The organism is Aliidiomarina iranensis, from assembly GCF_003987135.1.
Lineage (GTDB): Bacteria > Pseudomonadota > Gammaproteobacteria > Enterobacterales > Alteromonadaceae > Aliidiomarina > Aliidiomarina iranensis.
In genome coordinates this window covers 1-21,412 of record NZ_PIPJ01000003.1, presented here as the reverse complement: position 1 = coordinate 21,412, position 21,412 = coordinate 1, and the positions used below count along the sequence as shown (strand labels likewise).

The following is a 21,412-nucleotide window of genomic DNA, read 5'->3' as shown; positions in this document are numbered from 1 at the left end:
GAATAAGCAAAAAGAGGAGCAAATGCTCCTCTTTTTTTGGCCTTTCAGCGCGCTACACTTTGGCATTAAGCGCTTCTCTGGTAGGCTTACCAAATATAAAAATAACTTTCAGGATATTCCCATGCAATCTAAAAAAATTGGCCTCACCGGTAAGATCGTTATCGGTATGTTCGCTGGTATTTTATTTGGCCTACTTCTTAACACTCTAATCAGCGGCGCTGCAGATTCTTGGCTAAAGCTGGTTGTAGTTGATGGGGTTCTTCGCCTTGTTGGCGAATTCTTCATTACCAGCTTGATGATGCTCGTTGTTCCTCTGGTTTTCGTTTCTCTGGTTGTGGGCACTTGCTCAATGAGCGATCCCAGCAAGCTTGGACGTATCGGCGGTAAGGCCCTACTTCTCTATCTCATCACTACGGGAATTGCTGTGAGTATTGCCCTCACCGTAGCATCGATTGTGAAACCTGGTAGCGGCGGCTCAATGGCCGAACAAGATGTAACTTTCGAAGCCCAAGAAGCGCCAAGTTTTGTAGATGTTCTTATCGATATGGTGCCGCGTAATCCAATTAACGCCCTAGCAGAGGGCAACATGTTGCAAATTATTGTATTTGCACTGTTATTCGGTATTGCAATGGCTTTGGTTGGCAAACCGGGTGATCGCTTAAAGAACTTTTTTGAAGATGTAAATTCAGTGATCATGAAGTTGGTGATGATGCTTATGCAAGTAGCGCCTTACGGCGTTTTTGCGCTGTTGGCCCGCACCTTTGCCGATTTAGGATTAGGTGATTTACTCGGTGATTTGGCAGTTTACTTTATAACCGTTCTAGTTATCCTGTTGGTACATGGTTTCGTGGTGTACCCCGCGATATTAGGTGCAGTAACGCGCTTGAGCCCCGTTATCTTCATTCGCAAAATGTTGAGTAACCAAATTTTTGCTTTCAGTATCTCGAGCAGTAATGCCGCCATTCCAGTAACCTTGCGCACCACCACTAAGCGTTTGGGCGTAGATAGCAAAATTGCTTCTTTTACCGTACCGCTTGGTGCAACCATTAACATGGATGGCACTGCCATTATGCAAGGTGTTGCCACGGTATTTATTGCACAGCTATACGGTATCGATTTAACCATGCAGCAATATTTGATGGTTATCCTAACGGCAACCTTAGCATCGATTGGAACCGCAGGCGTGCCCGGCGTAGGCTTAATCATGCTCGCTATGGTATTGCAGCAGGTGGGGCTTCCGGTTGAAGCGATTGGTTTAATTATCGGTGTTGATCGATTACTCGACATGACCCGAACCGCTGTGAATATTACAGGCGATGCGATGGTGACAACGATAGTGGGTAAATCAGAGAATCAATTTGATATTGATACCTACAACGACCCTGATGCCGGTTTAAACCCAGATGGTAGCTTGAAAGGTGGCGATGATGATAATCGCACTTAATAAAGCTATGCCAATTTAGTTAAACTTAAATTTTAAACTTCAAAGAAATCTGGGCGTACTTGCATGTACAAATAGAAGTGAATAAATATAGCTAAATAAAAAGCCCGGCAAATTTGCCGGGCTTTTTTTATTAAGGCGCAAGGAATCGAAATTCAATGCGTTAGAGAGCAAATTTAAGCCTCACCAGCGCCATAACTTGCTGCGCTGCACCCATTGCATTATAGAACGATCAATTACGCTCTGTGCGCTTTGTGTGAAGCGCTCGGAAAGCTTTGCTTTCTCTTTGTAGGTTACTTTAAAGAGCTGGGCGTACTCGTTCGCTTCCAACAATAAATCATCGCTGGTTTTTATCTCATCAATAAGGCCTTGCTCAAGCGCCGCCTGCCCGTACCACACCTCACCCGTTGCCACAGCATCGATATCTAAAGCGCTGCGATGAGTTTTCACGAAATCTTTGAAGAGGCCGTGGATATCTTCGATATCATCTTTAAATTTCTTCCGCCCTTTATCCGTATTTTCGCCAAACAAGGTAAGTGTGCGTTTGTATTCGCCAGCAGTTATTTGCTCAAAATCAATATCATTTTTCTTTAGCAGCCGATGAAAATTTGGAATTTGTGCCAGTACACCTATCGAGCCTACAACCGCGAAAGGAGCGGCTACAATACGATCACCAATACAAGCCATCATGTAACCACCACTCGCTGCCACTTTGTCTACTGAGATGGTGAGCTTTATGCCTTTATCGCGTATGCGCTTCAGTTGAGCGGCGGCTAAGCCATACCCGTGAACAACGCCGCCTGGGCTTTCTAAACGAAGAATTACTTCATCTTTGCTAGCATCAGCTACAGCCAATATCGCCGTAACCTCACGGCGCAGGGATTCGGTTTCGTGAGCATCCATAGAACCATTAAAATCAATGATAAAGGCGCGCTTATCGGAAGGTTCCTTAGCCTTAGCCTTTTCTTTCTTCGCTGCTTTTTTTGCTTTTTTGCGTTCTTTATCGCTAAGCATTTCTGCTTTAATTTGCTCGCGAATCGTTTTTAAGCCCTCACTGAGATTCTGAATTTTCAGCTCTCCAGAACTGCTCTTCTGCCGCGTTGCAGCATTTATTATCATGCCCAGAATTAGCATGATACCAATTACAATTGTGGCGGTTTTTAATAGAAAAACCCCATATTCAGCAAGAAGCTCTAGCATTATATTTTAACCCTTCTGTGTGTATCAAAGATGTATTTTATGCGTTATCACAACAAAGCAAAAGGCCAGCTAAAAAGCTGGCCTTGTTCTTTTTATGCAAATGTTAGTGGGTACTACTCGGTACCCTAACATTCTGCCTTTCTGCGGTGTAGTACTAATTCACTAAATCAGCAGAAATGTTCAATACACGCCCACGGCTTTCGAACCAGAAACCGATAGATTGCTGCATGTCTTGAGTGATAGCAGCGCCAAGTGCTGGGTCTGCATCAGCGTCCGCAGGGTTCAGAAGTGACGAGTGGCCTGCGCCCTCATAGCGAGCAGCCGCACTAATCGCATCTTCAGACATCATCGGGCCACTTGCAATAGCTAAACCAAGTTCACGAATCAATGGCGCAGTGCCACCAAGTGGGTGCGGTGTGCTATTCGGTACCACTTTATCGCCATTCGCTTGAATGAGATAAACCGGTGTTTCCGTCGCTTCCACACGTGCCGCAAAGTTAATTGGGTCACCTGAATCTACCACCGTTTGCGCGGCAAATTGGAATTGAGCCAACGTGGCTTGCAATTGCGCTTGATCCGTTGCCGAAGCTACCCCATTTTCATAGAAGCTCACATAAGCTACCGATAAGAAATCGAGGAACGCTGGTGATTGTGGATCAATACCACTTGAAATTGCTTCTTGTACCGCAAAATCTTGGAACGCTGGGAAAGATTGGAACGCAATCTGACCACCAATAACCGGCCCGAAACGCTCTGAAGCAACCAAGAAAGGTGCAATCCCGCCACCTGGCATACCAAGTGCTGCTTGCTGAACTTGGAACAGGCCTTGCGCTTGAGCTAAATCACCGGTTAGTGGTGTGTTCGCAACAGCAACAAAGTTGGTTCCCGCAATCGCGCCTAACGAGTGGCCAACAAATTTCACGTCAGTTGGGTTAATCATGCCTGCCGCAGCTGCCGATGAGAAATTAAGCCCAACACGCAGGCCAAGTAAATCAGCCACAGATTGGCGTAGGTTATCACGTGCTGTTAATAAGCTACCTAGGTTCAGGTAATCAGTAGGCGAACCACCTTTACCCGTAGAAGCGTTGATAACTCGCACAACATCACCGGCGGCATTTTCAATTTCAAAACCACGATCGCCATGCAATGGATGGTCGATGGCTACTACAGCGTGCCCTGAAAGTGCTAGGGTACCGGCAATAGGTAGGAAGTTAGTTTTCTCGCCGGTAATACCGTGCTGGAAAATAACAACCGGCCAACCGCCTTGCGGCATGCTAATAGCTTCTAAGCCGAGTTGCGCACGCACTGCATTCACCGTATTCACATCAGGTACCGACATCATCAATGGAACCTGATTAACCGTAGTTGGGCGTGGAATTGGGTTAAATTTAGTTAAGTGGCGGAAGCGATCTAATTCTACTAACGCAGTATCAGCTGCAGCTTCGTAAGGCACTTGCCCGGCCAAACTTGCTGGATTCGCAAGATTTGCAGGATCGACACCAATGGCTACTAAATCTTCAACCGATACCGCACCAGATTGAACGCCCAAAATAATAGAGATTGGGCTGACAAACCCTGCTTTCCAGCTCTCAGATAAAGGTGCTGTAGGATTCTCAGCTGTTGGTACACCACTGTAGTATGGCAACGTTACTTGCCCAACATGAATTTGCGCTGCACTAGCAACAAAATATTGTTGGCCTGCTTCTTGCGGAATACCAAGTAGATCAGCAGCTGTTTGGCCGATCGGATTAGATGTCATCGTTGGGCGTAAATCATCACGTAACAATAACTGCTTAGTGACATCAAGAACGTCGCCAATCGATTGAGTAGTGAAGCCAGAACTATAAATTACGCTCTCAGTATCTACACCACCTTGCGCTAACACATTTAAGTGGCTGTTAATGATACCCTGTAATTGCTGTTCTTGCGCGCCACCGATTGGGTCGGTTGCGATAGGCTTACGTAAAAGGAAATATGTAGATGATGGACGAACCGGACGACCTAAGCTGTCGCTGATTTGATCCGTAAGTACTGCGATGTAGCCAGTTTTTGGTTCGTATGGTGTTAATGGAATTACCTGTAACTGACCGTCGCTGTAAGTAACGGTGAAATCTTGCCCATTTTGTAATTCGCCAACGAACTTACAAGCAGTGCCTGCAGGCGCAGTAGCACAATCTGGATCGCTAGTATCAGCACCCATAATTACTTTAAACAGACGAACAGAGCCGGCAGCAGATACCGAAGCAGCATCGATGCCAACATCATTTGGCAATGTGAACGTGAAACTTAACGGCATGGCAGTCGACCAGCCATCAAGTGCGTTGATAGCATTTTGAGGGTCACTAAAATCAGTGATATCGTCTACTGGAATATTTAGTGTGCCGTCAGTTGTCCCACCAAGCAAGATATCACTCGGAACTGCTAAGTTACCGTTACCCGGGTCGAAAGTAACCCGGGCAAAAGGTACCTGTACATCTTCTTGAGTTACTGGCGCATCTTCGCCGTCGGGCGTACACGCTGCAAGCCCAAGCGTTGAAGTAATTGCTAATGTCAGAAACAGTTTTTTCATGAGGTTTCCCCAATCCTTGTTGTTCTAATTCTAAGCTACTCTTTGCGGAAGCTAGAGTTTAGCCGATGGTTCACAAGACGTTAACAGAAAGTTATACACTTCTGCTAATAATAATTAAAGAATTTTCGTTGTGTTTTAGATCTTCTACTGAGTTAATTTACAATAACAGTTAAACTTAGGGAACATCCCAACCAACTTAAAGTTGCAAATATGTTGAATACGCAAAATTTTGATGCACCTCAGAACGCTTTAGAAAATAAAGTTATCTTAGTTACCGGAGCCGGTGATGGCATTGGCCGCGAAGCGGCGCTTACCTTCGCAAAACACGGTGCTACCGTGATCTTGTTAGGCCGGACTACAAAAAAATTAGAAACAGTTTATGATGAAATCATAGCACAAGGCGGCCCAGAGCCAGCTATTATTCCATTGGACATGAAAGGCGCAACAGAAAATCATTACCGAGATATGGCGGCAACGATCATCGATCAGTTCGGTAAGCTCGATGGTTTACTGCATAACGCCTCAATTCTCGGCGTTCTTTCACCCTTTGCACATATCGATTTGCCAACTTGGAACGATATCATGCAAGTGAATGTTACGGCTCAATTTATGATGACAAAAGCCCTACTACCGGCACTATTGGCTGCACCGAACGGCTCCATTGTTTTTACCTCTTCCGGCGTAGGCCGAACTGGCCGTGCCCATTGGGGGCCTTATGCAGTATCGAAGTTCGCTACTGAGGGCATGGCTCAAATCCTTGCCGATGAATATGAGAACTCAACATTACGCGTAAATGTAATCAACCCGGGGGCAACACGAACTGCTATGCGCTCGCGAGCATATCCTGCAGAAGACGTCACGAAACTGAAAACTCCTGCTGATTTAATGCCCACGTATTTGTATTTTATGGCTGATGATAGTATCGGCACCACAGGAGAATCGGTAGATGCGCAAACTCGTTAGTATTATCTGTATCGGCCTCGTGCTAATAATTCCAGCGCGGGTTATGAGCTGGGGTTTTCAAGGCCATGAATATATTGGAGCTTTGGCTTGGGAGTATTTAACTCCAGAAGCAAAAATGTGGGTAAGTGAGCGCTTACAAAAAGTGAATGAGCCCTCCCTTTCGGTTGTTACCACTTGGGCAGATCGCGTTCGTGGAAGTGAAGAAGGCCAATTCCTCGGCCCGCTTCATTACGCAAATATTCCGCCCGAGGAAGCACAGCTTGATATGCAAAGGGATTGCCCAAACCGCCGCTGTGTTGTTGGCGCGGCAATGAATGACATTGAAGTAATGTTCGATACAAACCAAAGCTTACAAGTGCAAGGCGAAGCACTCCGCACCTTTTCTCATTGGATAACGGATATGCATCAGCCTTTGCATCTTGGTTATCAAGAAGATCGAGGCGGGAATGATATTCGAGTTACATTCTTTGGTGCGGAAATGAATCTACATCGGCTTTGGGATAGCATTATGATTCGGGGCATGGATTTAATGCCAAACCCTAGCGAGCAAGCGGCATTGCATCCACTACCAACGGTTACTTCCAGTGATTGGCATGCGGCTTTGATTGATTGGGCAAATGAATCCTATCAACTAGCTCGCCGCCATGCCTATGCGGACTTAGAGAACAATGCTGAGCTGGGCGAAATCTATTTCAATCAAGCGCGGCCCATTGTTGAGCAGCAGTTAATTCAATCTGCCCAACGGATGGCTCTAATCATTAATGCGGCAGCAGCTCAGCAATAGAGTTTGCCACCGATAACTGGATGCGCAACCGTTCGCTGGTTGCGCGCCACTTACCATCGCCTTGGTATTCCATCTCTTCTGCAAAAAACGGTTCATCCTCGGTTTGTCGATACAGCCGTAAAAGTAATGTCTCTGGTTCCTGCAAATTACCTATCAACTGAATATCATGACCAAGAAATAATCCATCTTCGCCGCTCATCAAGGGAATTCTCTGTTCGTGGTCATGTAAAGGCCTTTGCGGTAGTGCCACCATCCACTGGCTTAAATCTTCAGCCTCCGCACCAGCTGGCAGGTAGCCTATTTCAGCTTGAAAAAAGCGAATGCGATTCAACACCAAGCCCGTTCCCTCGATATCACCTAACACTTGCTCGCCATCATCTGTAAAAGCCATATCAGCCACATTGTAATTCGTAGCGTTCAATCGAAGGTGGGTTGTCCATGAAACCACCTGATTATTCTCATTTCGGAACGAACATCGATTACCATCTCGGTAGCCCTCGAACTCATTGGCTTTCACTTGCCAACGAATACTGCAGCCTGACATCAAATCAAGCTCTGCTGAAAATCCATCCTCACTTATAAACGACCCAGCGAAGTTATTCGGCACTACATATACCTCTTGTATAATGTCGTCACTGAAACGCGGTTGTCGAAAACGATACAAATGTCGGCGATAAATCCGCTCAGGCGCCGCTAACCAACTTTGTTCAACCAACACCCCGTATTCACCATCCATTAAGGGCACTCGCTGCTGCTTCAACAATAATGGTGGATAACCACCTACTGGTCCAAATTCAAAAACATATCGTAAATTTGAGAACTCACCAGTTAGCCAATCTATCAATCGTTCTTGTTGTGCCTCTGGTGTTAAATCCTGCAACGATTGCGAACTTTGCGCCAACTGAGTAGTTGCTTCGTTAGCTCCAGCGTCCGTTAATTCAAAGCTAGCTACGGGTACTGCAGCCATAGTGGCTATCGAGTAACTGGAAAGGTAAACAAACACTGCCAGGTGAAAACAAAGAATAGACAGATTAAGGGCACTTAATTTCACATTACAGCCTTTTTGATTCGGTGTGTTGAACAGTATGAAACAGTTTTCTATGGTATCTTGGTGACATCATAACACAGGCACCTTTTGTCTCTGTAACAGGAATTAAAAGCAATTATGGCGATTCGAAAAAGAAAGTATTGGTTATTTTCATTAATGTTCGCAACGTTATGTGCGCCAACTCTAGCAACCGAAAGCAGCGAACTTCCAACTGCTGATTGGTCAAGCCTTTATGTTGTAGATTCCGATATTATTTGGATAGGCAGCCACGATGGCCAAATCGCAGTAAGTAGCGATACTGGCCAAACCTGGAATGTATCAACACCCGGAGGCCGCAGCAGCAACCTTAATATCCGACAAATTATTGCCTATGATGAACGGCATGCTTTCGCCCTCTCCAGTGGAAGAGGTGAACGCAGCCGACTCGTGCGAAGTAGAAACGGAGGTTTCAGTTGGAGCACTCTACATCGGGGCAATGGTGATGAGTTTTTACATTGCTTCGATATGATTCCCGAGGGAGAAGGTTGGATTCTTGGGGAAACAAACCTAGATGATTGGCACGTTATTCGAAGCTCTAATAGCAGTAATTGGATAGGCACCCGCAGCGGATTCTCTGAGCGTGCCCTTATGAATGAAAGTGGGAGCGAATTCGGCAACTGCGTTGTTCATGACAATAATTTTTGGGTAATGGGGACAAAAGGCGCAGATCAGGCTCGTTTGATATATAAAAGTGCTGCGGGACTTCGTTTTCAGGTGGTTGAAACGCCATTAACCGCTGGTTCCGGCAATGGAATACACTCGGTAGCGGTATTAGGGATGGAAGATTTTCTCTTGGCAGGAGGCGCTGAAAATGGAGCTCCAGAATTTTACCGTTATCAGCGCGGCGAGTTTACCGAATTATCAGCTCCGCCGGTAAACGGGCCACTGACATTGATGATAACCGTTGGTGATTGGGTTTTAGCAGGCAATGAAACTGGCGTGCACAAATCTAACGATTTGGGAGCTGATTGGCTTCCCGCTCTTGATAACGGTGCGATTGCGCTTTCTTGCAGCAGTGTTGATAGCTGTTGGTTAATTACACCAGACCATGAGTTGAAATCGTTCACTCTATAACGATCTCAACTCATTGTTATCACTGCTGAAAGCTTTAACTGAAGCTACTTTTCAGCGAGTAGTTGGAAGATGTCGGTTGCGCCATCTGAGCAAGAGTACACTTTCGCCCTACTCGCCGCATGGATAAGCGCGGCTGCTTTCAAACTCCGCCCACCAGAGCGACAAACCGTTATCGCAGCCTCAGTTGCCTTATCATGGGTATAACTAAGCGCTAACCTGCACCAATCATGCCGTTCACTTTCGATAACCGAATACTCGGTATCGGTTAAGCTCTGCATGGTGAATTCAAGGCGTTCACGCACGTCGATTAAAACGAAATTTCGGCGGATAACTTCTTCTGCTGATATGATTTCAACATCTTCACATTGTTTCTCTGTGATCACCACGCCTCCACTTGTGAAAGCGAGCGCATTACCGGTGTAGTTATGACCAATAGTGAAATGGTTTGCATCAGCAATCTTAAAAAAGAAATCGCCGAATTCATGTTTACCCGCCTCTAACTTGGTTAATTGCCACTCAGAGTTCGAAAATCTCTGTTGAAGATACTGCTCTACTTGTAGAATATCGCCTGCGTAATAAAGTGTTTTATTAACGTTATCAGCAAACCCTGCAAACCCTAGCGCAAATGGGTCTGGCACCCAAAGTTCATTGTTAGTAGGTGTTGCTGTTGCGTTTCGGCGCTTTGCCATCTCTTCGATTCGCTGGGTAACTTGCTGAATAAATTCCGGGCTCGAAGCCGGCCCAAATGATAATCGAATAGCGCCCTCGCATTGCCAGCTTGGAAGCCCCATGGCTTTTAAAACGAAACTTTGTGGGCGTCCTTTGCTGCATGCAGAGCCTGCACTAACGCGAATGCCAGCAGCATCAAACATAGCTATAAGCTGTGAAGAATCAAACCCAGGAACCGCAAAGTTAAGTGTAGTTGGTAAACTCCCCGGGTAAGGTTGATTAAGCACTAGATCTGGGAACAGGTGGCGTAAAGCACTCAATATCTGATCTCGATAAGCCAAGAGTTGATTCATGTCCTGAAAAGGGCTAGTGCCAGGTGCTTTTAACCACTGAAAAATTCTTCCAAGCGCGGCAATTCCCGCCATGTTTTCCGTACCACCGCGTTCCCCACATTCTTGCCCTCCTCCTTGCTGTAAGGGCGTGTAAGGCGCGCTATCGCGGACAAATAAACAACCGGTACCTTTTGGTCCATACAACTTATGGGCAGAAAATGTAGCGTAATCAATCGCTAGCTTACCAAGATCAAGCGGCACTTTACCGAGAACTTGTACACTATCCACTAGCCAAGGCACTTTGCTACTGTGGTTCAGCAGGCTGTTTACTTCTTCTAAGTTTTGCACAACGCCAGTTTCGTTGTTAGCGCCCATGGTGCAGAGCATTAGGGCCTTACTAAGGTTTTTTTCTATGAACTCTAGATCAAGCTCACCGAACTGATTAGTAGGAATTTCTAATAGCTGAGCCTTCAGGCCTAATACCTGATTCCAATGCTTCAAGGCCTCCGGTACGGCTTTGTGCTCAGTTGCTCCATAGAGCAGGCACTTTCTGGTTTGTTCACTCCCAGTGTATGGTGCTAGAGCAGAGAGAACCGCGGTGTTGATTCCCTCGGTAGCTCCACTATTAAAAATAAAACGACCATCGTTAACATTGAATAATTCAGCGGCTGCCGTGCGTGTATCAGCAAGAATCTTCTTTGGTTTAGTGCCGGCAAGGTGGGAGCTACTTGGGTTACCATATTGAGAACAGCACACATTCTGCATTACTTCGAATATTTCCGGTAAAACAGGTGTAGTTGCATTAGCATCGAGGAAAATTTCGGGCACACAAAGGTAAGGCACTTAACACTCCAAAGAAGAATAACTTATAGAAATTTATTATATAGAATTGCGGGCAATAAAAAAGGCGCTATGCGCCTCTTTTAAAAACTAATGAATTCTGTTCTGTTGCCAAGCTGCTTCTTTTTTCTTGCGTTCTTGTTCAGCCGCTAACCGCGCTTTTTTGTCATCGCAGGGATCATCGCAATCACATGCTTTTTCCATACCTAAAGCACCAATCCCACCGCAGCTACCGGAAATGGTTTTTCGTTGTAGGAGAAATCCGATCGACATACCAGCGATAATAATCAGCATCAGCACAAAGGCTAAAATTAATGTTTCCATTCTCACCACCTCTCGGTAAACACTTCACGAATAGGTTATATTATAACGCGTTTTAACAAAGTTTTCATTGTTCCTTCATTAAGGCTCGTTCGTTGTTTTTAAATATAAAAAAGCTAGCCACATGGTGGCTAGCTTTTCAGTGAGTTAGATTTGGTAATCTAAATGTGTTTGCTATCGCAATGTCACATTAACCGCCGAAGTCGTCCAACATGATGTTTTCGTCTTCTACGCCTAACTCTTTTAACATGTTAATAACCGCAGCATTCATCACCGGCGGCCCACACATGTAGAACTCACAGTCTTCAGGAGCTGGGTGGTATTTCAAGTAACGCTCATAAAGAACGTTGTGAATGAAACCTGTATCCCCATCCCAATTATCTTCTGGAGTTGGATCCGACAAAGCCACGTGCCAATCGAAATTCTCATTTTCGTCAGCAAGCATATCGAAATCTTCTACATAGAACATTTCACGCTTCGAACGCGCACCATACCAAAACGACATTTTACGTTTCGTGTTGATTCTGCGAAGCTGATCGAAGATGTGTGAACGCATTGGCGCCATGCCCGCACCACCACCAACGAATACCATTTCAGCTTCCGTTTCTTTCGCGAAGAACTCGCCAAATGGACCAGAAATTGTTGCCTTATCACCTTTCTTCAAGCTGAAAATGTAAGAAGACATTTGCCCAGGTGGCAAGCTCATATCATTTGGCGGCGGCGTTGCAATACGCACGTTAAGCATAATGATACCGAATTCTTCTGGGTAGTTAGCCATCGAATACGCACGAATCACTTCTTCATCTACTTTAGATTCTAAATCAAAGAAGCCGAAACGTTCCCAATCGCCACGGTATTCTTCATCAACTTCAAAGTCTTTGAATTTCACATGGTGTGCTGGTGCTTCAATTTGAATATAACCACCTGCACGGAACGGCACTGATTCGCCATCCGGTATTTCCAATACCAACTCTTTGATGAAGGTAGCCACGTTATCGTTCGAACGAACTGTACAATCCCATTTCTTGATCCCGAACACTTCCTCTTCGAGTTCAATTTTCATGTTTTGTTTAACGTTCACCTGACACGACAAACGGGCACCCTTACGGGCTTCACCGCGTGAAATGTGATCGCGCTCGGTTGGCAGAATATCGCCGCCACCCTCTTTAATGTGCACGATACACTGACCACATGAACCACCACCACCACAGGCAGAAGATACGAAGATACCTGCATTCGCAAGAGCACCCAGTAACTTAGTACCTGGTTGGGTTGTAATCGTTTTATCTTCATCGTCGTTAATGACGATCTGGACATCACCTGATGGTACTAACTTAGATTTTGCAAAAATAATTACAACAACTAATGCTAATACGATAACGGTGAACATGCCCACGCCGAGATATATTTCTTGCATCGACTCGTTCCTTATATTCCCACTACTTCTTTAAACTGAGGGGTTACAGGGATACGCCGGAAAACGACATAAAGCCCAAACCAATCAAACCCGTGCTGATAAAGGTAATTCCTAAGCCACGCAGACCATCAGGAATATCCGCATATTTCAGCTTCTCACGCACTGCAGCTAGCAGCGTAATTGCTAACGCCCAGCCAACACCACTACCCACTCCGTAAACGATACTTTCAGTGAAGTTATAATCACGTTCCACCATGAACAACACCCCACCAAAGATCGCGCAGTTCACGGTAATCAGTGGTAAGAAGATACCGAGCGCGTTGTACAACGATGGTAGGTACTTATCTAACGTCATTTCCAAGATTTGGACCAACGCAGCGATAATTCCGATAAAAGTAAGGAACCGTAGGAAGCTCAAATCAGCATTCGGAAACCCTGCCCAATGCAATGAACCCGGCGAGAGCACAAAAGTGTTCACAAGGTTACTGATTGGCACTGATATCCCCAGTACTACGACAACCGCAACACCTAGGCCAATTGCCGTGGTAACTTTCTTCGATACCGCAAGGAATGTACACATCCCAAGGAAGAATGATAATGCAAGGTTCTCAATGAACACTGCACGGACGAACATGCTTATATAGTGTTCCATGAGCTTACTCCTTCGCTTCTACTTGTTCTGGGCGGAAAGTACGTAGTACCCAAATAAAACCGCCAATGATAAAGAACGCGCTTGGTGGCAATACCAACAAACCTACCGGTGTGTACCAGCCACCCTCGGTAACTAGCGGCATTATTTGTAAACCAAATAAGCTACCTGAACCGAAGAGTTCACGGAAAAACGCAACAGTTAACAGCACAACCGAATAACCTAAGCCATTCCCTAAACCATCGAGAAAAGCCATGCCCGGCTTCTCTTTCATGGCGAAGGCTTCAGCTCGGCCCATTACGATACAGTTGGTAATAATCAAACCAACGAATACTGAAAGCTCTTGTGCAATATTGTAAGCATACGCTTGCAATAATTGGTCAACCACAATTACCAAGCTGGCGATAATTGTCATTTGTACGATAATTCGCACACTTGAAGGAATGTGATTGCGGATAATTGAAATCGATACGTTTGAAAGAACTAATACAAACGTAAGTGCAATACACATTACCAGCGTATTTTCTAGCTTTGAAGTTACCGCTAGTGCCGAACATACGCCGAGTATCTGCAGTGCAATAGGGTTATTGGCTAAAATAGGCCCAAATAGCACCGACTTCATTTCTTTTGCGCTAGCCATTAAATTACTCCCTCTTCACGCAGCGTTGCTAAAAACGAGCCATAAGCTTTGTCACTTAACCAGAACTGGAAGGTGTTATCTACGCCATTGCTGGTAATAGTGGCTCCAGAAAGCGCATCTACTTGATTCTTATCAGCTTGGGCGCCTTTAACAACACTGATCGCTACGTTGCCGTTATCATCTACGGCTTTTTTACCTTCGAAACGCCCAGCCCAACGAGGGTTTTGGATTTCTCCCCCCAAGCCTGGTGTTTCTGAATGATCGTAAAAGTTTAAGCCTTGAATCGTTTGCCCATCTGCCGAAAGAGCAACGAATCCATACATCATTCCCCATAAGCCTGCGCCACGTACATCAATAACGTATGATTGCACGCTGTCATCACCCTCGCCTTGGATAGCAAATACCGGAAGTTCAGAACGCATATCACGAACACCGGCATTGTTCTGTACAGGTGAAGCACTCGCCTCAGCAAGAGCGGCTTCCATATTAACTAGGGAATCATAAGAAGTTACTTCACCCGTTTCATGATTGAAGCTAAGCACTCTTACGCGCTCGGCAAATACGGTTTCAGCACCTTGGCTAGCAAAATCGATGCCTGCCGAAGCCAAGATATTACCTTGTTTTGCCAACGCAGCATTCGCTTCTTGCCGCTCTTTCAAACCAACAGCAGCACCCGACACAACAATCGAACACACCAAGCAAAGCGCGATGATCACTGTAAAGGTTTTGCTAATCGTATCATTTTTACTAGCCATGGCGTAACGCCCTCCGCTTCACGTTGGCTTGTACAACAAAATGGTCAAACAGTGGAGCAAAAACGTTCGCGAATAGAATCGCAAGCATTATGCCTTCAGGGAACGCTGGATTAATCACCCGAATCATCACTGTCATAAAGCCGATTAAGATACCGTATGCCCATTTACCTTTATTGGTAAATGCCGCGGATACTGGATCGGTGGCCATAAAGAACATACCGAACGCAAATCCGCCGATAACCATATGCCAGTACCAAGGCATGGCAAACATTGGATTAGTTTCGCTACCAACCAAGTTCAACAGCCCAGAGAACGCCACCATACCAATGAACACACCACCGACAATGCGCCATGAGGCAATGCGGAAATAAATCAACGCTAAACCACCGATAAGAATAGCAAGGGTTGATACCTCACCTACTGAACCCGGAATTCGGCCGATGAAAGCATCCATCCAGCTCCAAGTTCCCTCAACAACACCATTAATATTGCCGTAGTCCATGTCGCCGTTAAACGCTTGGCTCAATAATGTGGCACCCGAGTGACCATCAACAGCGGTCCATACTTGATCGCCAGAAATAGCAGCCGGGAATGAGAAGTAAAGGAATGCACGTCCAGTTAAGGCTGGGTTCAGGAAGTTACGGCCAGTACCACCGAAAATTTCTTTACCAATAACAATACCGAAAGTGATACCTAAGGCTACTTGCCATAGCGGTATAGTTGCAGGCAATATCAACGCGAAGAGCACGGATGTTACGAAGAAACCTTCATTTACTTCGTGCTTCCGGATGGAGGCGAAGAGAACTTCCCAGAAACCACCTACAACGAAAGTTACTGCGTAGATCGGAAGGAAGAAACAGGCGCCATAAAGCATCATGGTGCCCCAACCTGCATCTGGAGTGAACTCACCACCTAGCAATTGGAACAAGCCCACTTGCCATGCATCGCCAAGCTCTAATCCACCTGCCAACGCAAGAGAGGCTTGATAACCCACATTGTACATACCATAAAACATTGCTGGAAACGTCATCATCCATACAAAGATCATAATACGTTTCAGGTCAATGTTATCGCGAACGTGGGTAGAACCTTTGTTTGTTTTACCAGGGGTATACAAAATGGTAGCTACCGCTTCATACAAAGCGTACCATTTTTCATGTTTTCCACCTGGCTCAAACTGTGGCTCTAAACGTTCGATGTAATTTTTTAAGCTCATGTTTAGCCCTCTTTCTCAATCGTGGTTAGGCAACTACGTAGAAGTGGACCAAAATCATATTTACCCGGGCACACGTATGTACAAAGGGCTAAATCTTCTTCATCCAATTCCAAGCAACCTAAAGCTTGTGCACTTTCGATATCGCCTGAACACAAATCACGTAACAACAGAGTTGGGATAACATCCAATGGCATCACACGCTCATAGTTACCAGTTGGTACCATGGCACGATCTGAACCATTTGTTGAAGCGTTCATATTAAACAACTTCTTCGGACGTAAATGCCCGGTATAGGCACGGGTGATTGAATGCATTTCTTTGCCTGGCCAAATCCAACCAAACAAAAGCTTCTCTTCACCTTCTTCAATTACCGATACTTGGTTATGGAAACGACCAAGATACGCATGTGGCCCCGATGCTTTATGCCCGTTAAGTACAGAACCAGAAACGATGCGGAGGCCATCAGCAACTAGCTCACCTGAAGTGAGCTCATTTAAATTTGCACCCAAACGGGTGCGAAGTAACCGTGGGTTCTTAACACCCGGGCCACCAATCGCTACAACACGATCAGTAAACAATTCGCCAGTTGTGAATAGTTTGCCAATTGCAATCACATCTTGTGGGTTCAAATGCCAAACCTGGTAGCTCATATTCACGCCTTCTAAGAAGTGAATGTGAGTACCCACGTTACCAGCAGGATGCACGCCTTTGAACGTTTCATGAGTAACTGGTGCTGAATCAAAATCAATTTTTGCATCCGGCGCTGAACATACGTAAAGCTTACCTTCAGTTAAGCGGCTAAGTACTTTTAATCCGTTACTGAAAGCTTTTGGCTGCTCTTCGATCGCCAATAAAGGATTTCCGGCTAGTGGGTTAGTATCCATAGCGTTTACGAAAATCGCTTTCGGCTCGGAATCTAACGCTGGAGATTTTGAATAAGGGCGGGTACGCAAGGCTGTCCACAAACCTGAATCAACGAGGTTTTGCTGAACATTTTCGCGGCTTAGTTGCAACAACTTGCCTTCATCGTACTGAGCAAAAGTTTCCTGCTCATCGCCGTCAATTTCAATAACGACAGATTGCAGAACTCGTCTTGCTCCCCGATTAATTTCTTTCACTACACCAGCGGCGGGAGCTGTGAATTTTACGCCCGGATTCTTTTTATCTTCAAAAAGAACCTGCCCTTTCTTGACCCGGTCATCGACCTGGACAGACATGGTTGGACGCATACCCACATACTCTTCACCAAGGATAGCAACGGTTTTGATGGCAGGGCCATCTTCAATGATTTGCTGTGGAGCTCCCGCAATAGGGATATCCAAACCTTTCTTTATCGTAATCATACGCGTTTGCACTACTCAATTTAAGGAAGATTGAAAGCTCAATTCGTTTTTTGATAACCGCGTATGTGCACTAAAACCCTGATTCTCGGGTGATTTTCAGCTCGATACGCAGTGTATCTCGGGATTTATCCGGTTCCTACTGATGTTACTATTATTCTTAGAAATGTTACCTAGTAACTTCCAGCGCCATATTGTACAGTTTTTTGTTAATACAGGCCACGCCAATCGAAAAATTTAATTGGCGCTAGGTACAATTTAGTAACTTAAATTTTATCGCTACCAGTTTACTTGCGGATCAACATCAGCATCATAATCAACACCTTGAATCGCAAAACCAAATAGGCGCAGAAATTCGGCATGGTAGCCTTCATAATCAGCTAATTCATGAAAGTTCTCTTGGGTAATTTGATCCCATAAAGCTTCGATTTTAGCTTGAGTCGCCTCGTTTGTTTCTAAGCCGTCCATGCGTAAGCGGCTGTTATCATCAAGCGTTGGTGTTTCAGTGTAGAGCCCTTCGGTGAACAAACGGTAAATTTGCTCAATACAGCCTTCGTGCGTACCTTCTTCCTTCATTACTCCATATATAAGTGAAATATACAAAGGCATTACCGGAATTGCAGAGCTCGCTTGCGTTACCAAAGCTTTCAGCGAGGAAACCCACGCACTTAAATTAATATCTTTATAAGTACTACGTAAACTAGCTGCAGCGCGATCTAAATCTTCCTTCGCACGGCCAATGGTTGCGTGCCCGTAAATTGGCCAAGTTAGTTTTTTGCCTATATATGTGTAGGCTGTTGTTTGGCAATCAGGTGCGAGCACACCTGCTTCATGCAATTGTGCTATCCAGCGTTCCCAATCTTGCCCCCCCATTACTTTAATGGTCTGTGCAATTTCATCCTCGGTTGCCGGCTCTAGGCTAATATCATGCACTTTGTCTTTATCGGTATCATAAGTTTTTGTGGTATAGGATTCGCCAATAGGCTTCAACGTAGAGCTGTACACCTCCCCAGACTCTGGGTCCTTACGTTTAGGTGAAGCAAGGCTATACACCACCAAATCAACTTGCCCCAAATCTTCCTTAATTTGTGCAATCGTTTGCGCCTTAATCTCATCAGAAAAGGCATCACCGTTAATAGTATGGTAGTAGAGGCCATCAGCTTTTGCGAATTCATGAAATGCGGCTGTGTTATACCAACCCGCGGTGCCAGTTTTGCGCTCGGTTGGTTCTTTCTCAAAACACACGCCTAAGGTTTTAGCTCCAGAAGCATAAGCGGACGTTATTCTTGAAGCCAAACCATAGCCGGTAGAGCAACCGATAATCAAAACCCGCTTCGGGCCATCTGATATTGGAGTTTGTTTCTTGATATATTGAATTTGTTGCCGTACGTTCTCTGCGCATCCTACCGGATGAGCGTTAGTACAAATAAAACCGCGAATCTTTGGATGAATAACCATGGCCGGATTCCTATTCTATGATCCTATGAAATTTGCCTGTATTCTAACTGATTAGTAGGCACTTCACACATCAGATGTGCTTGCTACCGCCACGGCAATCGGGTGAATCAGGTGCTTTACCAACATTTCCCCACTGTTCTGGCGTGTATGTGTGCATGGCCAGGGCATGTATGGCGCCATCGAGTTCTTCGCGTAAAACTTGATTTACGAAACGATGGCGCTGCAGCAAGGGCATTTCAATAAATTTTTCACTGACGATAGTAACCTTGAAATGTGATTCGCTTGCACTTCCACCGTGCATATGGCTCTCATTTTCTACTTCTAAATATGTGGGAGTAAAAGTTGAGTTTAGTTTATGTTCAATAAGGCTTTGTATAGGCCCCATAAATAATGCTCCTTTTTTACTGCAAGATGAAAGAAGTTGGTACGCCGTAGAATAACGTAATGCAGAAAATTAAATAAGGCCTCAAAACCACAAGCTATCGAATAAATAAAAAAGTTTTACGTGATGATAGTTCGAAACGTTAAATTGATGCGGGGGCTTTTCTCTCGCTTTCTCTGCGGCAGTTGGTGTTGCCAAAATTTCTGCGTACTGCCCTTCATAACGAGCAAGCTACCATGCTCTAGAGAAATTCGATGCGTAGTTTTCGTTTTTTTGTGCCTTAAATCAAAATCGCGCACGGCACCAAAACTTAAACTGAGAATCACCGGCTGCTCTCCAAGCTCTGGCTCATCATCACTGTGCCAACCCATTTTATCGCTACCATCTCGATATTGGTTAGCCAAAACCGCGTTAGGAGCAAAGCCGGCAGCCTCTAAACGCGAGCGAACTTCGATTAGGGTTTTAGTCCAGGGCTCAGTTGTAAGAGCTTTACCCGAATAACGATAAACTAACGAATTATCACCATGCCAAGCCTGCAACCTCGGTGTTTTATACCATTTACCAAAAACATGAACATCACCTTGATGCCAAGATAACTCATCCAACAACGCCGTATATATGCGATCAGCTTCGTCGTTGGAAAAGAAATCAGCTATGTAGGCTATTTCTGCATCAACAAGGGGTAGTTTCAAGCTCTTGCATCCATCCATTACTTGTTCATGTTTGTTATTTCATAATTATTATAAAATCAAACATCATTCGGAACCATGTAAGGCTTTTCATCAACATCGATGAACCTCTTCTAACCAACTAGTTACTTCATCAATAATATTGCGGTCACCAAGGGCTATATCTGGCTCGATACCATTTCTATAAACTTTGCCTTCACGATCAACAAAGTAGCCATTTGCTACGCCGAGAATAGCGCCGTCGGTCATGTACATAATGTGAATATTACTACTCGCACCGCTAGTTCGCGTTCCAAAAGTCTTTGTATTTGCTCGACCTAAAAACTGAACTAATGTAGCTTCGCCTGAGCTACCTGTATTTCTATCAATCAAAACAGCTACCGGTTTATCTTTCAAAGCGTTAGGAAAACGTTTCGACAAGCTAAATAGATATGAAAACGAACTATGTTCCGCAAAGCTTCTACTGTAAAGATAACTCACGCCGCTGGTAGGCGACCAAATATAACTATCTAGCCCAGATGGAAGAAACGGCGCTAAACTAATAATCATAGGGCCTTGATTTCCGCCTCGGTTTCCACGTAAATCAATAACCCATCCGCAAGAGCCAACAACTTGGCGTATAAAGTGATGTGCAGCTGAAATATAGCTACGTGACACTTCATCTGATTGATCAACGTGAGTTGGGATCGCTAATAACGATATACCGTCCGTTAACTTTTCGCCTCTTGGTAAATTTACTATCTCTCGATTCCGCTGTATATCCCAACTGGTATGTAAATAACTATGCTGATCATTAAGATGGGCTATAGCAATTCTCAAAGCCGGATATGTGTCTTCTGCTTCTTGAGCCCCTTGAGCTGCAGTAAATACTTCCTCTCGCAAAACAATCCAGTCTATAGTTTCCTTATCTATCGCTGTTTGCTGAATAAAATCAAATCCAGTAGATAAGTATGAGAACGCCTTTTCGGACATCTCGTAGGCTTGTGCATTGGTATGGGGTGAGTTACTTTGAGTTTGTGTTACTTGACAACCAGAGATACTGAAAGCTATGGCTATTCCCAGCCATCTTAATGATTTAAGCATTAATTTAATCCACACAAAATTCAATGATAGATCCTAACGGATATCTAAAACATATTCGATCTTTAGTTTTAGTCGTGATGGGACTGTGGGATCGTTAGGCGAATCTTCAGCACATTTTGCACATTGCTTAAAAAAAACTTAGGGACATGACAACGCATCTAAATTAGAGTTACAAAAAAGCCCCTCGCTTACGCGAAGGGCTCTTCTATTTAATAGGCGCCTGGCGGTTTGCCAGGGGCTCGCAGAGCTCACCCCGCTTCGCAGGGTGAAGCCAAAAGGTTGGCTTCACCGGGAACCTGCTCCGCCCTACTCGAGAGTAGAACACCGCTCTTTGAATACGAAAAAACCCCAGCCTTTCGGGCTGGGGTTTTTGTCGTAATAGGCGCCTGGCGGTGTCCTACTCTCGCATGGGGAGGCCCCACACTACCATCGGCGCTGACATGTTTCACTTCTGAGTTCGGAAAGGATTCAGGTGGTTCCACGTCGCTATGGCCGCCAGACAA

At 45.1% G+C, this 21,412-nt stretch carries 19 protein-coding genes and 1 rRNA gene; 4 read left to right on the top strand and 16 right to left on the bottom strand.

Annotated features, from left to right (window positions below):
* The first annotated feature begins 121 nt into the window (after positions 1-121).
* The gene (locus CWE08_RS05790; protein ID WP_126766642.1) at positions 122-1,444 is read left to right on the top strand and encodes a dicarboxylate/amino acid:cation symporter; all 1,323 of its coding nucleotides are present in this window, start codon (positions 122-124) and stop codon (positions 1,442-1,444) included.
* Between the two features lie 180 nt (positions 1,445-1,624).
* Here CWE08_RS05790 and sohB read toward each other — a convergent pair whose 3' ends face one another.
* Positions 1,625-2,641, bottom strand: a complete 1,017-nt coding sequence (sohB, locus tag CWE08_RS05785) for a protease SohB (RefSeq protein WP_126766640.1) — start codon at positions 2,639-2,641, stop codon at positions 1,625-1,627.
* A gap of 154 nt (positions 2,642-2,795) precedes the next feature.
* The gene (locus tag CWE08_RS05780) at positions 2,796-5,210 is read right to left on the bottom strand and encodes a VolA/Pla-1 family phospholipase (RefSeq protein ID WP_126766638.1); all 2,415 of its coding nucleotides are present in this window, start codon (positions 5,208-5,210) and stop codon (positions 2,796-2,798) included.
* A 210-nt stretch (positions 5,211-5,420) separates the two neighbouring features.
* Between CWE08_RS05780 and CWE08_RS05775 the strand changes: the two genes are divergently transcribed.
* Together CWE08_RS05775 and CWE08_RS05770 are read left to right on the top strand one after the other, a co-directional pair.
* The gene (locus CWE08_RS05775) at positions 5,421-6,173 is read left to right on the top strand and encodes a YciK family oxidoreductase (protein WP_126766635.1); all 753 of its coding nucleotides are present in this window, start codon (positions 5,421-5,423) and stop codon (positions 6,171-6,173) included.
* Positions 6,157-6,957: a S1/P1 nuclease gene (locus CWE08_RS05770; protein ID WP_126766632.1), complete on the top strand. Its 801-nt coding sequence runs from the start codon at positions 6,157-6,159 to the stop codon at positions 6,955-6,957. The genes CWE08_RS05775 and CWE08_RS05770 overlap by 17 nt, the downstream gene beginning before the upstream one ends.
* Here CWE08_RS05770 and CWE08_RS05765 read toward each other — a convergent pair.
* On the bottom strand, positions 6,932-7,924 hold the full coding sequence (locus tag CWE08_RS05765) for a CpcT/CpeT family chromophore lyase (RefSeq protein ID WP_126766630.1): 993 nt from the start codon (positions 7,922-7,924) through the stop codon (positions 6,932-6,934). The genes CWE08_RS05770 and CWE08_RS05765 overlap by 26 nt on opposite strands.
* 198 nt (positions 7,925-8,122) lie before the next feature.
* Here CWE08_RS05765 and CWE08_RS05760 point away from each other — a divergent pair, with 198 nt between their 5' ends.
* Complete coding sequence (locus CWE08_RS05760; RefSeq protein WP_126766627.1) at positions 8,123-9,118, top strand: WD40/YVTN/BNR-like repeat-containing protein; 996 nt, start codon at positions 8,123-8,125, stop codon at positions 9,116-9,118.
* A 44-nt stretch (positions 9,119-9,162) separates the two neighbouring features.
* Here CWE08_RS05760 and CWE08_RS05755 read toward each other — a convergent pair whose 3' ends face one another.
* The 13 genes from CWE08_RS05755 to rrf form a co-directional block, all read right to left on the bottom strand.
* Positions 9,163-10,962: an aminotransferase class V-fold PLP-dependent enzyme gene (locus CWE08_RS05755; RefSeq protein WP_126766624.1), complete on the bottom strand. Its 1,800-nt coding sequence runs from the start codon at positions 10,960-10,962 to the stop codon at positions 9,163-9,165.
* 87 nt (positions 10,963-11,049) lie between these two features.
* On the bottom strand, positions 11,050-11,283 hold the full coding sequence (nqrM, locus tag CWE08_RS05750; protein ID WP_126766621.1) for a (Na+)-NQR maturation NqrM: 234 nt from the start codon (positions 11,281-11,283) through the stop codon (positions 11,050-11,052).
* Between the two features lie 187 nt (positions 11,284-11,470).
* Positions 11,471-12,697, bottom strand: a complete 1,227-nt coding sequence (nqrF, locus tag CWE08_RS05745) for an NADH:ubiquinone reductase (Na(+)-transporting) subunit F (RefSeq protein WP_126766619.1) — start codon at positions 12,695-12,697, stop codon at positions 11,471-11,473.
* 43 nt (positions 12,698-12,740) lie between these two features.
* Positions 12,741-13,349, bottom strand: coding sequence for an NADH:ubiquinone reductase (Na(+)-transporting) subunit E (nqrE, locus tag CWE08_RS05740; protein WP_126766616.1), 609 nt, complete (start codon positions 13,347-13,349; stop codon positions 12,741-12,743).
* A 4-nt stretch (positions 13,350-13,353) separates the two neighbouring features.
* The gene (locus CWE08_RS05735) at positions 13,354-13,986 is read right to left on the bottom strand and encodes an NADH:ubiquinone reductase (Na(+)-transporting) subunit D (protein ID WP_126766614.1); all 633 of its coding nucleotides are present in this window, start codon (positions 13,984-13,986) and stop codon (positions 13,354-13,356) included.
* Positions 13,986-14,741 (bottom strand): Na(+)-translocating NADH-quinone reductase subunit C, encoded by a 756-nt coding sequence (locus CWE08_RS05730; protein ID WP_126766611.1) that lies wholly within the window; start codon positions 14,739-14,741, stop codon positions 13,986-13,988. The genes CWE08_RS05735 and CWE08_RS05730 overlap by 1 nt, the downstream gene beginning before the upstream one ends.
* The gene (locus CWE08_RS05725) at positions 14,734-15,957 is read right to left on the bottom strand and encodes an NADH:ubiquinone reductase (Na(+)-transporting) subunit B (RefSeq protein WP_126766609.1); all 1,224 of its coding nucleotides are present in this window, start codon (positions 15,955-15,957) and stop codon (positions 14,734-14,736) included. The genes CWE08_RS05730 and CWE08_RS05725 overlap by 8 nt, the downstream gene beginning before the upstream one ends.
* 2 nt (positions 15,958-15,959) lie before the next feature.
* Complete coding sequence (locus CWE08_RS05720) at positions 15,960-17,300, bottom strand: Na(+)-translocating NADH-quinone reductase subunit A (protein ID WP_126766606.1); 1,341 nt, start codon at positions 17,298-17,300, stop codon at positions 15,960-15,962.
* A 276-nt stretch (positions 17,301-17,576) separates the two neighbouring features.
* The gene (gene fabV / locus CWE08_RS05715; RefSeq protein WP_126766603.1) at positions 17,577-18,755 is read right to left on the bottom strand and encodes an enoyl-ACP reductase FabV; all 1,179 of its coding nucleotides are present in this window, start codon (positions 18,753-18,755) and stop codon (positions 17,577-17,579) included.
* 70 nt (positions 18,756-18,825) lie between these two features.
* Complete coding sequence (locus CWE08_RS05710; RefSeq protein WP_126766600.1) at positions 18,826-19,140, bottom strand: BolA family protein; 315 nt, start codon at positions 19,138-19,140, stop codon at positions 18,826-18,828.
* Positions 19,141-19,256: 116 nt separating this feature from the next.
* The gene (locus tag CWE08_RS05705; RefSeq protein ID WP_198677094.1) at positions 19,257-19,829 is read right to left on the bottom strand and encodes an alpha-ketoglutarate-dependent dioxygenase AlkB family protein; all 573 of its coding nucleotides are present in this window, start codon (positions 19,827-19,829) and stop codon (positions 19,257-19,259) included.
* A 90-nt stretch (positions 19,830-19,919) separates the two neighbouring features.
* A complete protein-coding gene (locus CWE08_RS05700) occupies positions 19,920-20,909 on the bottom strand; it encodes a S41 family peptidase (protein ID WP_126766595.1) in 990 nt (329 codons plus the stop codon).
* Between the two features lie 384 nt (positions 20,910-21,293).
* Positions 21,294-21,409, bottom strand: a 5S ribosomal RNA gene (rrf, locus tag CWE08_RS05695).
* Between the last annotated feature and the right edge of the window lie 3 nt (positions 21,410-21,412).